The organism is Thermogutta sp. (genome assembly GCF_039793925.1).
Taxonomy (GTDB): Bacteria; Planctomycetota; Planctomycetia; order Pirellulales; family Thermoguttaceae; genus Thermogutta.
This window is the reverse complement of record NZ_JBAMME010000017.1, coordinates 37,494-51,077: the sequence shown is the minus strand read 5'-3', so window position 1 is coordinate 51,077 and position 13,584 is coordinate 37,494. Positions and strand designations below refer to the sequence as shown.

General features: G+C 58.5%; 10 protein-coding genes. 8 read left to right on the top strand and 2 right to left on the bottom strand.

Features of this window, described 5'->3' with window-relative positions:
• Positions 1–272 precede the first annotated feature (272 nt).
• On the top strand, positions 273–1,358 hold the full coding sequence (hypE, locus tag ABJK56_RS00940) for a hydrogenase expression/formation protein HypE (protein WP_347242791.1): 1,086 nt from the start codon (positions 273–275) through the stop codon (positions 1,356–1,358).
• Positions 1,359–1,498: 140 nt separating this feature from the next.
• Positions 1,499–2,134: a hypothetical protein gene (locus ABJK56_RS00935; RefSeq protein WP_347242790.1), complete on the top strand. Its 636-nt coding sequence runs from the start codon at positions 1,499–1,501 to the stop codon at positions 2,132–2,134.
• A gap of 810 nt (positions 2,135–2,944) precedes the next feature.
• Here ABJK56_RS00935 and ffh read toward each other — a convergent pair.
• A complete protein-coding gene (ffh, locus tag ABJK56_RS00930; protein WP_347242789.1) occupies positions 2,945–4,423 on the bottom strand; it encodes a signal recognition particle protein in 1,479 nt (492 codons plus the stop codon).
• A gap of 731 nt (positions 4,424–5,154) precedes the next feature.
• On the opposite strand from ffh, the gene ABJK56_RS00925 reads away from it, so the two are divergent.
• From ABJK56_RS00925 to ABJK56_RS00905, 5 genes are all read left to right on the top strand, one after another.
• Positions 5,155–5,571 carry a FeoA family protein gene (locus ABJK56_RS00925; RefSeq protein WP_347242788.1) on the top strand — a complete coding sequence of 139 codons (417 nt, stop codon included), beginning with the start codon at positions 5,155–5,157 and terminating at the stop codon, positions 5,569–5,571.
• Between the two features lie 141 nt (positions 5,572–5,712).
• A complete protein-coding gene (gene feoB, locus ABJK56_RS00920; RefSeq protein WP_347242787.1) occupies positions 5,713–8,019 on the top strand; it encodes a ferrous iron transport protein B in 2,307 nt (768 codons plus the stop codon).
• A 41-nt stretch (positions 8,020–8,060) separates the two neighbouring features.
• Positions 8,061–8,234: a hypothetical protein gene (locus ABJK56_RS00915; RefSeq protein ID WP_347242786.1), complete on the top strand. Its 174-nt coding sequence runs from the start codon at positions 8,061–8,063 to the stop codon at positions 8,232–8,234.
• 312 nt (positions 8,235–8,546) lie between these two features.
• Entirely contained in the window at positions 8,547–10,238 is a 1,692-nt protein-coding gene (locus ABJK56_RS00910; protein WP_347242785.1) for a HEAT repeat domain-containing protein, read from the top strand.
• Positions 10,239–10,248: 10 nt separating this feature from the next.
• Positions 10,249–10,860 carry a hypothetical protein gene (locus tag ABJK56_RS00905; protein ID WP_347242784.1) on the top strand — a complete coding sequence of 204 codons (612 nt, stop codon included), beginning with the start codon at positions 10,249–10,251 and terminating at the stop codon, positions 10,858–10,860.
• A 54-nt stretch (positions 10,861–10,914) separates the two neighbouring features.
• Here ABJK56_RS00905 and ABJK56_RS00900 read toward each other — a convergent pair whose 3' ends face one another.
• Positions 10,915–12,240, bottom strand: a complete 1,326-nt coding sequence (locus ABJK56_RS00900; RefSeq protein WP_347242783.1) for a Gfo/Idh/MocA family oxidoreductase — start codon at positions 12,238–12,240, stop codon at positions 10,915–10,917.
• A 458-nt stretch (positions 12,241–12,698) separates the two neighbouring features.
• Here ABJK56_RS00900 and ABJK56_RS00895 point away from each other — a divergent pair, with 458 nt between their 5' ends.
• Positions 12,699–13,583 (top strand): hypothetical protein, encoded by an 885-nt coding sequence (locus ABJK56_RS00895; RefSeq protein ID WP_347242782.1) that lies wholly within the window; start codon positions 12,699–12,701, stop codon positions 13,581–13,583.
• Position 13,584 lies beyond the last annotated feature (1 nt).

Genomic DNA, 13,584 nt, shown 5'->3' with positions numbered 1-13,584 from the left:
ATTCCTCGGGCACGACAAGCGTGCCCCTCCGAATGCCGGAGGGACCTGTTTGTCAGGTCCACCTCTCACCATTGGATAATCCATTCCGTCTCGCCGGGCACGGCAAGTGTGCGCCTCCGGGCTCGCACATGGGGGATGCGGTTTACTCCCGGCAACCCGTATAATGACAGGGCGGCCGAATCACCTGCGTCCCGACCGAAGGGTTGGCCCACGAAAGGCGGAATCGGACATTCGAGAATCCAACCATCTTCTCCAAAAGAGGTTGTTCCGTCATGGCTCAAGGCTCATTCAATGGGAGTGGCTTTCAGTGTCCGTTGCCGCTTAGCTCCTCGGACACCATTCAACTGGCGCACGGCGGGGGCGGCCGACTCATGCGACAACTGATCACCGAGTTGTTTCTGCCCCACTTCCGTCACGCCGGCGAGACGAGCGAAGGGCTGCGCGAGCCACCCCACGACAGCGCGGAGATCCGTCTGGGCGATGGCACGCGGATGGCTTTCACCACCGACTCATTTGTGGTCAGTCCGCTTTTTTTCCCGGGCGGGGACATCGGCAAACTGGCCGTGTTCGGCACAGTGAATGATCTGGCGATGTCGGGGGCCAAACCGCTCTGGCTGAGTGCTGGTTTCATTCTCGAAGAGGGGCTCCCTTTGGAAACGCTTCGTCGAGTGGTGGAATCCATGCGACAGGCGGCGGAGGAGGCAGGGGTTCGCATCATCACGGGCGACACGAAGGTTGTCGATCGCGGTAAAGGAGACGGCATTTACATCAACACGACGGGGCTGGGCTGGATCCCCGAAAACGTCCACATCTCCCCTTCGCGGATTCGACCGGGAGACAAGATTCTGCTCTCAGGCGATGTCGGCCGACACGGCATCGCCATCATGTCTGTTCGAGAAGGTTTGCAGTTCGAAAACGCCCTGCCGAGCGATTGTGCGCCGCTTCACCGAGTGGTTCGCGCGATGGTCAAACACTTGCCCGACGCTATTCATTGCTTGCGGGATCTCACACGCGGTGGGCTGGCTTCTGCGCTCAATGAACTCGCTATCGACGCCCATGTGGCGATGATTATCCACGAGCAGGCGATTCCCGTGGAGCCGTCGGTGGCGGCAGCCTGTGAACTCCTTGGGCTGGATCCCTATTACGTGGCGAATGAAGGTCGTTTCGTGGCGGTGGTGAGGGCGGACGCAGCCGAGGAGCTTTTGGCGGTTTTGCGTCAGCAATCGGGATGTGCCAATGCCCAAATCATCGGCGAAGTCCAGCCTGCCCCGGCCGGTGTGGTGGAGTTGCGGACGGCCTTGGGCGGCTCGCGTGTGTTGGATCTCCTCTCAGGAGAGCAAATGCCGCGGATCTGTTGAAATCAACTGCACTCCCTCGCCACGTGTGCCTTTTCCGGGGTGGGTGGCGTTGTCAAAATAAAGGGCACGGTGGGAAGCTTGCCTGGCAGTTGTCGATTCCTGATGGCCCTGTTGCTGTTCGTTCGAAAGGAGCTCATCCAATGCGTGCCTGGGTGTGTGGTATCCTCGGTCTGGCCGCCGTTGTTGCGATGTCGGGTGCGAAGGTGATCTGGGGTGAAAGCGGGAATGTGATCTTTGCGGATCGCTTTGATGGAAAGCTGGCAGAGGGCTGGAGGTGGCTCCGGGAACAGCCAGGAGCATGGCGAATCCGGAATGGTGGCCTGGAAATCCGTGCCCTACCCGGTGATGCCAACACAGTCAAAAACGCCCTTCTGCGACCGGCGCCGGACCGTTCGGCTGGTGCTTTCGCTGTGGAGGTCACTGTTTCGAATCTCACACCACCGACCGTTCAGTACGAGCAACTGGGCATCACCTGGTATGTGGACGGTAAACCTGTATTCAAGCTGGTCAAAGAACGGATTGACGGGGGTATTTACATCATTCCCGGACGGAAGCCCGTGGAAAACGTTCCCGTCCGCCTGCGGCTAATTGTGAAAGGGGACCACTGGATCGCACAATATCGCCCAGCGGGAGAGAAGGAATTCCTCACTGCAGCCGAGGGCACGCTTCCCCAGCCCAACAATGACGAGATCAGCCTGCAGTGCTACCATGGCCCGGAAAACGAAGAGCACTGGATGCGGTTCGAAGACTTCCGAATCGTGCATTGGTCCCAATAGGGTTAAAACAGGGGAAGGCAAGCAAACTGTTTTGGTTGTATTTTACAGAAAAGACGCGCAACCGAATCGTTTGATGCGGAATTGAATGGCTTCTCAATGTACGAAGAATGCCCGTCCGAAAAAATTTCTTGTTGGTCCGACTTGCAAAGGGCCGTTGGGTGTGTACACTAACAGCAGATTTTTCGTTATGGCTGCCAAGTCAATACCTGCCTGATTCGAGACGGAGCTGGACTGGCGATCACGGTTTGGGTCGCAGGGACAGGACACCGTCACGGTCGTCGGTGTGAAATGGGGCTTCGGGTGAGAGGCACGACGCTTCCCGCTCGGGCGCGCAGACAGCGATTTGACGGAAAGCTGTATCTGTACAATGAAACGGCCGCGGGGCACCGATTGCGTCAGCCTAGAGCATCTGGGATGTGGTTCGCCGAGTCTTCCCCACGCAGGATATGCACCTTTGAGCTGGGCTGACGGCGGTTTGTCCTCAAGGAAACACCAGGGTCACGGCGGTAGCACGGCAAGCTCGTCTTCGTCCGTGCGCTGACCCTGCCGCCGAACCCGCTGAGTCGGCACCTGTGAGTCACCCTTGAGGCGCCCCCGGCCTTTTTCTTTTTATCAGCAAATAGTGTCGCGTCACGATCTTGCGCGGGAGGAACACGCTTGAGGGCAATCGGCGAGGGCGCTCAGGCCGGAGGGGAACGCTTGTCGTGCCCGATGAGGCTCCGGGATCGAGACGACCTGTTGCGATGTAGCGTGAAGCCTCAAGAAAGTCACGCGAAGGCGAGATCGTGAACCGTGGGGACGGCTAAGGCGTTATCGGCCGCGCTTCTCTTTGCGGCGGCGCTTGAGTTCTTTTTCGCGAAGTTTGCGGAGCTTGGCTTTCTCTTCGGGCCGGAGCCGCTTTCCTGTGCTGCCTTTCACGCCCCGGAAAATGACGCCGGGGTCTCTGGCTGCCTGGGTCATGAGCTGGTACATCATTTGCATTCGGCCACGGAGTCCCTGGCTGGCCATTTCCCGCATAATTTGTGAGATGGGCTCAAACAAGCGAACAAGCTCTGCGACCTCCTGGGGTTTGACGCCCGCCCCGGCAGCAATCCGACGACGGCGACTGAGATCGATGATCTCTGGTTTGCGGCGTTCTTCCGGAGTCATGGAATCGATGATGCCGCAGAGTCGCCGGAAAGCGCGGTCCGTGTCCACCTCGTCACCCATGTCGTGAAGCAATTGGGACATGCCTGGCACGAGCTGGATCACCTGGTTGAGCGGCCCCAGTCGTGTTGTTTGCTCCAGAAGGCGGCGGAAGTCCTCAAGAGTGAATTCGCCTTTTTGCAGCCGTTCTTGCTGCCGGAGTGCTTCTTCCTGATCAATTTTTTGCCGCGCCTGTTCGATGAGCGTCATCAAATCGCCCTGGCCGAGGATTCGGCTGGCGATTCGTTCGGGATGGAACTCCTCGAGAGCGTCGGTCCCCTCACCTGTTCCGATGAATTTGATGGGGACACCGGTGACGTATTTCACAGAAAGAGCGGCGCCACCTCGCGCATCACCGTCGAGTTTGGTAAGGATCACGCCGTTGAGAGTGAGGGCTTCGTGAAACGCCCGCGCACTATTCACGGCATCCTGACCCGTCATGGCGTCCACGACCAGATAGACCTGATCAGGCTGGATGAGGCGGTCGATGGCGGCCAGTTGATTCATGAGGGCCTGGTCGACATGGAGTCGGCCGGCGGTATCCAGAATCGCCACATTGGCTCCGAGGGTGGGCATCTGTCGGAGGGCGTTGCGGCAGACGACAAGAGGATCGGTGGCACCTTTTTCGACATACACAGGGGCACCGATTTTCTCGCCAAGGATTTGGAGTTGTTCGATAGCAGCGGGACGCTGCAGGTCGGCCGCCACAAGCATCGGTTTATAACCGCGTTGTTGGAGATAACGTCCCAGTTTGGCCGCCGTAGTTGTCTTACCAGACCCTTGAAGACCGCACAGCATAATTGTGGAACCTGACGGTTTCAGATGAAGATCGTGGTCCACGGGGCCCATCAGGGCAACAAGCTGCTCATAAACGATGGTGAGGAGCTGCTGGGTGGGGCGCAGCGACCGCATGACCCGCTCGCCCAGAGCCTCCTGTGAGACTTTCTCAATGAAGGCCTTGACGACGGGCATGCTTACGTCGGCTTCAAGGAGGGCCTGCTGCACAAGCCGCAGCCCTTCCCGCATATTCGATTCAGTGAGCTTGCCCTGACCGGCCAGGGTGCGGATCGCTTCGTACAGACCAGCCTGGAGTTTTTCAAACATAAACCAGAATCCTCACCAGTGTGCCCCTCAGAAAATCGGAGAAAACGACGCCCAGTGACACACCCCTACGGGGTGGTGAAGGCGGCCCATCACCAAAGGATACGTCCGGTGCCCAACACGTTTCCCCCGGCCTGGGAAGGTCCCACCGCGTCAACCGCGCACACTTTCCGTTTAAGCTCATCATACTCGGGGCTGGGGCAGGCTGACAATTGGCAAAATGCCAGCGATTCGCTAGCCGTCCGACACTGCGGCTGGAAATGCCGATCGGGACGTGCGGATAGCCAGATGCCCAAACCAGATCGTGGTGGCCGAGGTGTGATCCAGGTTCGCTGGACCGGCCTTGAGTTGCTAGCACCGCAGCACCGGGAGGCCGTGTATTTCCAATTGTTTGACGCTTGTTGTTTTCTGCTCCCCAACTGGGCGAACTTCAACTTTGGTCACCGGCAGCGCGGGTGGGAAGTTTAGGCTGCGTTTGAATTCTCGTTCGCAATCAAAGATTCTCGCCCGACAACGCTTGATTAGCCCCGCGGTCCAGCGTAAGATAATGGCAGGAAAAATGAGAATAAGTCTCACTAGCTGATGGTTGTTGAGACATAAACGGCAATTCAGTTCCAAATTACATGAAAGTCTGTGTCGGGGTGTCGCCTCTGGGTCGGAGGTCGCTCCCTCGTGTTATCCAACCCCGCTGTATACGCTATATCCCGTGATGATAACTCACTGACGAGGCCGCTATGATCGGATTTGCCTGGAGAAGAGGAAGATTCTGGGGGGATGTGGGCCAGCCTGGCGATACATTACTCGCCGACTTGCGGGCTGGACAGGCCGCTCGCATCACAGCCCTGGATGGACCTCCGGAGGTGGTGCATCGCTTGCAGGAGCTGGGGCTTCGGCCGGGGGTGGTGGTCCGCGTCTTCCGTCCGGGAAATCCCTGCATCGTGTGGCTAGGAGGGAGTAAGCTGGGTGTTCGCATGGATGACGACGTGCGAATCCTGGTAGAAGCCCTACCGGGACATCACGGGCATCCTCACCGGCATCGGCGGGGGTGGGACGTGGCTCAGTGGTCGCAAGCGGAGTCGGTTTCGGCATCTTCGGGTGGGACTCCCGAGAATACTCCGGCCGACACACCTCGAGAATCGCAGGCACCTTGAGATTTCGCCGTTTTGCTGAGCGGAATCCCTGGGTGTATCTTGTGGCCCCCGGTTTAAAGCGCTGCAATTATGAGGTTCCCGGTCCAGAACGCGCTGGTGTAAAAAACATTCTGAAATCTGCTCGAGGCCGGTTGGCCTGCCATGACACGCGTGACTTCACCTAAAAAGTGCGTCTCGGTCGCCCTTGTCGGGAATCCCAACACGGGAAAATCCACGCTTTTCAGCGCGCTGGTCGGGGTTTATCAACGGGTGGGAAACTATCCCGGGGTGACAGTGGAAAAGCGGACCGGCCGATTCGAGTTCCAAAACCACACATTCGAGATCATTGATCTTCCTGGCCTGTACAGCCTCTCGCCGCGTTCTCGGGACGAACTGGTGGCCGTCAATGTGTTACTTGGCCGAGAGCCCGGGGTCGAACCCCTCGACGTGATTCTTTGCGTGGTGGATGCCTCCAATTTGGAGCGGAATCTTTATCTGCTGAGCCAGCTTTTGGAGTTGGGGTTGCCCATGGTGGTGGCCCTGACGATGGTCGATGTTGCGGAGCGTCAGGGGATTCAGATTGACGTAGAGGAGTTGAGTCGCCGTCTGGGTGTGCCGGTAGTCCGGGTTCAGGCCCATCGGGGGATCGGGGTGGGCCGGGTTCGCCAGGTTCTTCGTGAGGTAATCGAGAAGGAAGGATCAGCGGCGCCTCGCTCGCCACTGCCCCGGGAGGTACAGTCGGAGATTGACCGGATTTTTGGCGACCTGGAACGTCGTGGCCTGCTCACGCAGATTTTCGAACCGGCCAGGGAGGCGAGTCGCTCCACGGATTCCGATCGCAATCCTGCCATTCTGCGGTTCTGGCTGGAACGACTCCTTTTGGATGCCAGCGGCTTTCTCCGTCAAAATGTTTTGGACGGCAAATATCCGGACGTTTTGAAACTGTTTGTGGAGTCCCAGGAGCGCCTGGAACGAGCGGGCTTTGCCGTTCCGGAGGACGAGACGCATTTCCGCTACGAGTGGGTTCGTCAATTACTCGAAGGAGTCGTCAAAGCTTCGGAACAGCCCCGCATCACGCTGACGGACCGTCTGGACGCCGTACTCACCCATCGTGTGTGGGGGCTGATGATTTTTGCCGCCATCATGCTGCTCATGTTTCAGGCGGTGTTCCGGCTGGCAGAGCCGTTCAATCAAGTGATTGATTTCGGGGTGCAAAGCTGTGCTGCTCTGATAAGAACACAGCTCCAGCCGGGTGCTTTCCGGGATCTTTTGGTGGACGGTGTCATCAGTGGGGTGGGAGCGGTCCTCACGTTCATCCCGCAAATAGCCATCTTGTTCATCTTTATCGCCATTCTGGAGGATTGCGGTTATGTGGCGCGGGCGGCGGTGCTTGTGGACCGGTTCATGTCTCGAATCGGTCTGAGCGGCAAGTCGTTCATCCCGATGCTTTCCGGCTTTGCGTGTGCGGTGCCCGGCATCATGGCCACGCGGACGATCGACAACGAACGTGACCGGCTGACGACGATCCTGGTGACGCCGCTTTTGACATGTTCCGCTCGGCTGCCGGTGTATGCCCTGTTGATTGCCGTCTTTATCCCGGACTATCGATATTTGGGTGGTTTTGTGGGACTACAGGGATTGGTCCTGGCGAGTCTATATGTGCTGGGGGTGGTCACCGCGGTGACGGTGGCTCTGCTTCTCAAGCGGACGATCTTTCGCGGGCGTTCCCCCACCTTTGTGATCGAGCTTCCCAGCTACAAATGGCCGTCTCCGCGGACGGTTATCTTGCGGGTTTGGGAACGGTTGGTGGTATTCCTGCGAAATGCCGGCACGATTATTGCCGCGATTTCGGTGCTCGTTTGGGCAGCGCTGTATTATCCGCATGATCCCGCTAGCATTGATAAGCATCTGCTCAACCGTCAGGGCGAGTTGCAGGCTTTGGTGGAGACCCTTCCCCCTGGATCACCGCAACGGGAGGCGTGGGAAAAGGAGCTCGATCAGATCGCTCGAGAAATCGCGGCAGCTTACCAGCGAAACAGTATCTTGGGTCGTGTAGGGCGGACGATTGAACCGATCTTTCGCCCGTTGGGTTGGGACTGGCGGATCGGGACGGCGGTTCTGGCTTCGTTTCCTGCCCGGGAAGTGGTCGTTGCGACTTTGGGGGTGATGTTTAATCTGGGGGATATCTCCTCGGCCGATCTCACGTCCAGCCAGGAGCTTCATGGGCGGCTGCGCTCTGCCACTAGGGAGGGAAGCGATCGGCCCGTGTTCAACATCCCTGTGGCCCTATCTCTGATGGTCTTTTACGCCCTATGTGCCCAGTGCGCTGCCACTCTGGCGGTGATCCGTCGGGAAACGAATAGCTGGCGCTGGCCGGCCTTCACGTTCGCCTACATGACAACGCTGGCCTACATTGGGGCCCTTGCCACCTATCAGTTGGCCAGTAGAATTTTAACAGGTGGAGCTTGACAAATTAGTGGCATCCTTCTTTGCGGTGGAGTTTCTGAATTGTGAGCGAGTTGGGCGCTTACGTGAACATCATGTGGCAGGACGTGGCGGCTTGGTTGACGGTCGTCGTGGCGGCGGTGTATGTCATCTGGTATTTCCGCCGAGGGGAAGGAGGGCACTCGGTGGGATGCAGTGGTTGCAGTCACTGCCCGATGGTCAGTGAGTTCCAGCGCTGAAGCGGTCCACCGCTAATTCCTACAAAGCCGCCTCCAGTCTCTTCATGTTTTAGGCTCCTTCCCATTTTCTTTGTCGGCCCGGTACCTCTTTTGTTCCTCCGAGTGGGAACGGTCGTCTGGTTTCATCGATGCTGCGGAAATGCAACCTGTGGGGAATTTGCAGGGTGGGCGAGGGTTATCTTTTTCCGAAATAGGGCCAAGATAGCGGCGCGTGCAGGGAAAGTATTCTAGACTCTTTTGGAGCACCTTCCCGGATGAAGGAGGAATACAGACCAACCAGCATAATCATACCGAGGCCCGTTTCGAAGCCGAATGCATCCACCGTGGGAAAAGACTTTTGATTGGCTGGGCACCACCGGAAACCGCGCCGCGGTGGAGCTTCTCCTTCGCGCGTTGAAGTCTGAAACACCGCAGATCCGTCGGGTGGCTCTCCTCGCCCTGATGCGAAGACCCGAGAAAAACGCCCACCTTGTCGTGCTGCAGGAGATCGACCGCACGGACGATTGTTGGCGGGATTCTTTCAGGATTCTTCCCGGCTCTTTCCAGGAGTTTCTACGGGACCGACTGGTGCACGGAGAACCCGATCAGCGGCAGGAAGTCTGCCGATTTCTTGTGGATACAGATCAGTTCGACTTTGTGCCGCTCCTGGCTCATCTCCTCGAGAACCGCAAGATACAGCCGCGGGATGCACTTGCCGGCACGCTTCAAGCCCTGTGCCGTAAACTGGGGACGCTGATGGAAGTCGCCTCGGAAGGGAATGAGGCGACGCAGATCATGCGGACTGCCGAGCAGGTTCGTCGAGCCCTAAATATCGCGGCAGATCGCTATGCCAAGCATGAAGCTCCCGAAGTTCTGGAAGGTTTGCTCTTGCTTTCGGCGGGCTATTCTCGCTTGTTTTTGGAGATCATTCGGCAGCCGGGCCATGCCGCGCGGGGTGTTTTACTCCATCTTTTGACGACCGACACCTCGTCGGCGACGCTGAAGGTCCTGTGCGATTTTATCAATCAGCCGGACGCACCTCAGGAAGTGTTGCGGATCATTTCGCAGCGGGCGGATCTGCCGTTTCTCCGCCATTTGCTCCATACAGTAAAAAGGCCTTTGTCTGCCACGGCTCGACGCCACCTAAAATCCTTGCGGTCTTTGAAATTGCTGGACAATCTGGAAGGCTTGCTCCCGAGCCTCGACGAAACGGAACAGAGTGCGCTGGTGGAAATAGCTGTTCATTCCGGGGTGCCGCGACAGGAAGCACTTCGCGTTGTTGGCAAAGTTCTGACCGAGGGGTTGCCGGGGGCACGTCGCACCGCGGCCGAGACGTTGGTGAATTTCCATGGTGCCGAGGCCAACGAGTTGGCACTGCGGGCGATGTCAGACCCTGATCCGCTGGTGCAGGCGGCGATTTTGCCCCAATTGCGACAGCGTGGTGTGGTGGGAGCTTTACCCCACATCATTCGGCTTCTGGAAAGCCCCCATCCTGCCGTTCGGAAGGCTGCCCGAAAAAGTCTCCGCGAGTTCAGTTTCTCGCGATTTCTTCAGGTGTGGGACCTTCTGCCGGCCGATATCCGGCAGAACACGGGAATGCTGGTGAAGCGGGTGGATGGCCGAACCTCGCTTTTGCTCAGGGCGGAGTTGCTTTCGCCATTCCGGTTACGGCGGTTGCGGGCCCTTTCCGTGGCCCAGGAACTCAATTTGGTGCCGCGGGTGGAGTCTGCAATCATCCCACTTTTGAAAGACGAAGACCACGCCGTACGGGCGGAGGCAGCGGCTGCTCTCGCCCAAAGCGATTCGGTTTGGAGCTACCAGGCCCTGGTCGATGCCCTGGAAGATCCCAACGCGGTGGTGCGGGCAATTGCTCAGCGAAGCCTCGAAATGCGGCGACAGCGGCAGGAGTCGGCGGAGCGGGCTGCCAAACAAGCGCAAGACTCCCCGCCTTCTCAAATGGCGCCGCCTGTTCCGTCCTCTGCCGATGTTGCCGGACTCACCCCGGAGAACGCCCCCGGTTCATAGGACGGTCACCATGGTGCGTAAACGAAATCTCTTGCCTTTACCACTTTGCCAGTTGTATCAGGGAATCACGCGGCAGGCTGCTCTTCTGGGGCACGGCCTATTGGCACTGGTTTTCGGATTTTTGTTCTCTAGCGCCGAGGCATGGGGCCAACGCAGGGCTCCACTGGAATTCCTGCGGCGAGAGTTCCAGCGGCGGCAGGCGGGAGAACTGGTCCCCTCAACCCAATGGTACTGGTATCTCTTGGGACTTCTGGTGTTTATCGTGATGCTGGGGGCGGTCGCGTGGGTGGTGGAGCGATTCCGGAATCGCCGCCCTTACAATAGCCGCTGGCTTCTCTTTTTGGAACTTTGCTGGGTGCACCGACTGGGATGGCGACAGATCTGGGAGCTTTGGCGATGGATTCGCCAGGAAAAAATTTATCCTCCGGCCCGGGTATTCTGCGAACCTGAACTGTGGGAGGACCACGTCGATTTTGTGACCCTGGCCGCAGGTGGGCGGGATGGTTCCCCGTGGACGGCACTCTACGAGCGGTGTTTTGGTCGGCTCATCCCGACCGCGCAGACTCTACCTCGATCTGGCCCCAGTAGCGCCGAATCGCCGTCGTCGGCGGATTCTAAGTGACTTGCTGGAGGCCAGTAATACTTCGAGGCCACACGCACTACACCGGGAGTTGCCTTAGTAAGCTTTCGTTTGGCCTGGCATGGCGCAGGGGTAGATCCCGTCTGGGCCCGGTTTGGGTTGCGGGATGCTGTCCCACGTGTAGCCCGACGGTGACAGATCCACCTTCGAATTGATCGCCTCATCCCATGTGACGATCTGGCCGGAATAGGTCGCCATGCGCCCCAGGATGGCGGTCATGGTTCCCAGGACGGTGTGGTCGACTTCGTTATAAGGTTGTCCTGCCTGGAAAGCGGCGAGAAAGTCGTTCCATTCCAGCTGATGTCCATCCGGGCCGCGCTCGATTCTCAGAGGTTCTTTCCCTTCCACGTGGATGATGGCGTGGCCGTGGCCCTCGATGCTCACGTAGCCCTTTGTTCCGTGAGCGTGTTCGGAGAAACTGTCCCAGCACCCAGGAATGTGGCGGCAGTAACTGTAAGCGCGGGTACCATCCTCGTAGGTGAATTCCACGGCGTGATGATCGTAAATTTCTCCGTAATCTTTTCCGATGCGGAACTGGCGGCCGCCCATCCCCTGCGCGGAGACTGGATGCTTGTTGCCCATCATCCAGTTGAGGACATCGAGATCGTGGACGTGCTGTTCCACGATGTGGTCACCGGACAGCCAGGTGAAGTAGTACCAGTTATTGACCTGGTACTGCATCTCGGTCTGTCCTGGTTTGCGGGGGCGCACCCAGACACCACTGGAGTTGAAGTATGCCCGCATGTATTTGATTCGTCCGATCTCGCCATCCCAGATACGGCGGATCATTTCCTTGTGTTTGATCTCGTGTCGGAGGTGGTGCCCCACCGCCACGCGGAGACCTTTTTTCTTGGCCTCTTCGTTGGTGGCCATGATGCGGCGGACACCCGGAGCATCCACGGCCAGGGGCTTTTCCATGAACACGTGTTTTCCGGCTTTAACAGCAGCCTCGTAATGAATCGGCCGAAATCCCGGCGGACTGCAAAGAAGGACAATATCGGCGTCGGTTTCCATGAGCTTTTGATAACCGTCCAGGTCGGTGAAGCGGCGCTCCGGGGGAACGTCCACCTGATCGCCGAACCGGCCTTTCAGGGCCTGGAAACATGCTTCCACTCGTTCGGGAAAGGCGTCATGGAGAGCAATGAGCCGGACCTGCACGCCGGCTTTGTTCGACAGCGCATCGGCTGCCGCGCCTGTTCCCCGGCCGCCGCATCCGGAAAGGGCAATCTTTATGACGTCGCTCCCTGCGGCGTGCACAGCCGGAATGTTCTGCGACAACAAAACCAGACCTGTGGCCAGCGAGCCGTTCTTGAGGAAATTCCGCCGTGTGTCCCGTGTGCGCTGGGTGGGAAACTCGTTCATGGGGATGCCTCCTCATGCGATCGAAAGGGAGAGTCACAAGGTTGGTGAAGGACGGAAGTTGTTGCTAGTTTTAACACTACGGCGGATAAAAATCAAACGGCGTGCACTTGCCGTGCCATGTTTTGTGACCTAGAGTACTCATAGCGAGTGGAACGGTCATCGAAGTTGTGGGGAAGAATAAGAGGGCTAGCGTTCGCGGTGTAGATTTCCCCGCGGACGCGATGCCTGCCATGAGACGGGATTCGTCGCCTCACGTGTTGGCTGTGAATCGTTTTCACTGCGACTGAGAATAACAGTAAAGGTCGGCAACGATTGCGTCGACCAATCTTTTCGAATCGGAGGGTACAGCGACCGGGTACTCACAGAGTTTCCTCTGTCGTGGCGATTCCGAAGCCGAAAAGGGCTATCCCCGCGCGCGGTGGAGCGTTTCGCCACTTGGAAACAACTTCTGATTGTCTATGGAATCCCCTCGGCACACCCCTGGCAGCATGGAGCCCCGCGAGGCGGTGGACCGCTGGCTCAACGAAATGCTTGCTGGCCAGCGGGAGCTGCAGGCCGTCATGGAGGATGCCTTTCAAGAACTGGGAGCGGCGGTTGAGGACTGGCGGAAAATCCAGGCTGAACGTGAAGCGGGACTGCGGGATCGGGAATCCGCACTCGCTCAAAGAGAGCAAGAGGTGGCGGCCTCGCTGGCACGGTACCGAGAAGCGCAGGAGGAACTTGCGCGTCTCCGGGAGCAAACTGAGATTCGAGCGGCCGAAGTCGAACGCCGCGCCCGGGAGTTGCAGGCTCGAGAAGAAGAGTGGCAGCGGCGGCTCCTGCAGTCAGGGGACCACGAAAAGGAGCTCGCCAGGCTCCGCGAATTGGTCAGCGAACTCCGCGCTGCCGCACAACCGGTGACCGCCACTTCATCTTCGGAACAAACAATCTCCCAGCGTGAACTGGCTCACTGGCAGCAGAAAGTCGAGGATCTGGAAAAGCAACTGGCCGAGGTACAGCGTCAGAAAGACCTCCTGGAAGCGGAGGTCAGCATCCTCCGACATCGCGCGATGGAGTGGCTGGAAATGCTGGCTGATCAGCGGCGACAGCTTATTGAAGAACGAAATCGCTGGGCTGGTGAGATCCGCCAGTTCCGCCGACTGATCGAGGTGCTTCTCGACCGTCACGTGGAGCCCTTGCCGGAGGGACATGAGGAACACGAATCGGCCGCACCGCGGGTCATTCCCTACGAGCCGCTGGAGGCCCGTCTAACGGGGACGGGTGACGCCTTTCTCGATTCCCTTTCCGCGCAATTCGAGCAACTTCGGAAGGAATTCGATCACCGTCGCGGAAAAGTGGAGTGAT

Excerpts from the sequence above, each read along its gene's own strand:
- hypE (WP_347242791.1), top strand. The coding sequence starts at position 273 with ATGGCTCAAGGCTCATTCAATGGGAGTGGCTTTCAGTGTCCGTTGCCG.
- ABJK56_RS00935 (WP_347242790.1), top strand. The coding sequence starts at position 1,499 with ATGCGTGCCTGGGTGTGTGGTATCCTCGGTCTGGCCGCCGTTGTTGCG.
- ffh (WP_347242789.1), bottom strand. The coding sequence starts at position 4,423 with ATGTTTGAAAAACTCCAGGCTGGTCTGTACGAAGCGATCCGCACCCTG.
- ABJK56_RS00925 (WP_347242788.1), top strand. The coding sequence starts at position 5,155 with ATGATCGGATTTGCCTGGAGAAGAGGAAGATTCTGGGGGGATGTGGGC.
- feoB (WP_347242787.1), top strand. The coding sequence starts at position 5,713 with ATGACACGCGTGACTTCACCTAAAAAGTGCGTCTCGGTCGCCCTTGTC.
- ABJK56_RS00910 (WP_347242785.1), top strand. The coding sequence starts at position 8,547 with ATGCATCCACCGTGGGAAAAGACTTTTGATTGGCTGGGCACCACCGGA.
- ABJK56_RS00905 (WP_347242784.1), top strand. The coding sequence starts at position 10,249 with ATGGTGCGTAAACGAAATCTCTTGCCTTTACCACTTTGCCAGTTGTAT.
- ABJK56_RS00900 (WP_347242783.1), bottom strand. The coding sequence starts at position 12,240 with ATGAACGAGTTTCCCACCCAGCGCACACGGGACACACGGCGGAATTTC.
- ABJK56_RS00895 (WP_347242782.1), top strand. The coding sequence starts at position 12,699 with ATGGAATCCCCTCGGCACACCCCTGGCAGCATGGAGCCCCGCGAGGCG.